This is a genomic window from Priestia sp. P5_B4, assembly GCF_056400385.1.
The window spans coordinates 1-1,257 of record NZ_JBFULJ010001017.1 but is presented as its reverse complement, the minus strand read 5'-3'; the positions used below and the strand labels follow the sequence as shown (position 1 = coordinate 1,257).

Sequence of the window (1,257 nt, the reverse complement as noted above, 5' to 3'; positions counted from 1 at the left end):
CTTATATAGGTTAATACCCCACTTAAAAGAAAACTATTCATAGAATAGCAAAAAAAATAAAAAAAACTTGTAAAAGGATTTAAGAATTGCGATAGAGTCATAGAAAATAGACTAACTAGTATATAATAGAAAACGGAACATAGTTTAGAAGAGAAAGGAGACATGAAGTGAAAATAAAAAATCAAAGCGATATAGTAGAACAGCACTTGATTCAGCATTGGATGTATYTTCAGCATACGAAGAAATCTGTGAAGGTGGATACGTCAGAAATTAAATGGATTTCTGCATCTCCTTACAATCGCGGCGTATATGCAGGAACCCGTCATATTGAGCCTGCGTTAGGGATATGCTCTTCGGAAGGGGAGGAACCTCTATGGATTGTCGGTCCATCTTCATATGATAACCTTGGGCCAGTTCTTCATAAAAATGGATTTGTTCCTTATGAAAAATGGATCGGAATGATTCAGCACATTCAAGAAAAAGAATACATACATACAGGAGTAGTAGGGTTTCAATGTAAGCGAGTGCACACAGAAGCTGAATTGAAAGAATGGATAACGGTATACATAGACGGCTATCAAAAACCAAAAGAATATCAAGCTGACTTTCTTGAAAGGTTTAGGGAGCTTATGCAGCACGCTGATCAATATCAGTTATATCTGGGCCTTTATCACAACCAGCCAGCTGTAGCTGGGTCTCTCTTTTTTTATGACGGTACAGCGGGCTTGTATTGTATCACTACAGCTAGACATATGAGGAGAAAAGGCCTGGCCACCGCATATTTGAAGGAAGTTCTTACTGAAGCAAAAAAACAGGCAGATACGTGTATYTTGCATGCTACAAGTGCAGGAAAGCCAGCCTATGAAAAAATTGGTTTTACAGCGGTTAACGAATTTGATGTATATAGATGGAGAAATAGGAATGGGACATAATGTGCTGCGGTTTGTGAGAGAAGAGACAAATTTCGACAAATTTTTAAAAAAGTGTAGCTTCCACTTCGTTTTTGGTGTATCCTAGGAAAAAGCAGCAGCATGAGCTAGTGTTGTACATAGAACACAGATAAAAGGAGTCATTATGAAACATTTTTTTAAAACGAGCACGTTTTGGATAGGTTTGGTTGTCGGAATCGCGCTCACATTTGGGGGATATTTTACTGTTACTAGTATTTATGATTATTATTTATGACGAGAACAGATGAAAKTATTGACTGCCTCTCAGAAAAACCTTCAAACTGCTTTTAAAGAGTATTATCAGCTT

1 protein-coding gene is annotated in these 1,257 nt (G+C 37.2%); it reads left to right on the top strand.

The annotated features are described in order from the left end of the window. Positions 1-167 precede the first annotated feature (167 nt). Positions 168-932: a GNAT family N-acetyltransferase gene (locus AC1DRF_RS28395; RefSeq protein WP_477742359.1), complete on the top strand. Its 765-nt coding sequence runs from the start codon at positions 168-170 to the stop codon at positions 930-932. Positions 933-1,257 lie beyond the last annotated feature (325 nt).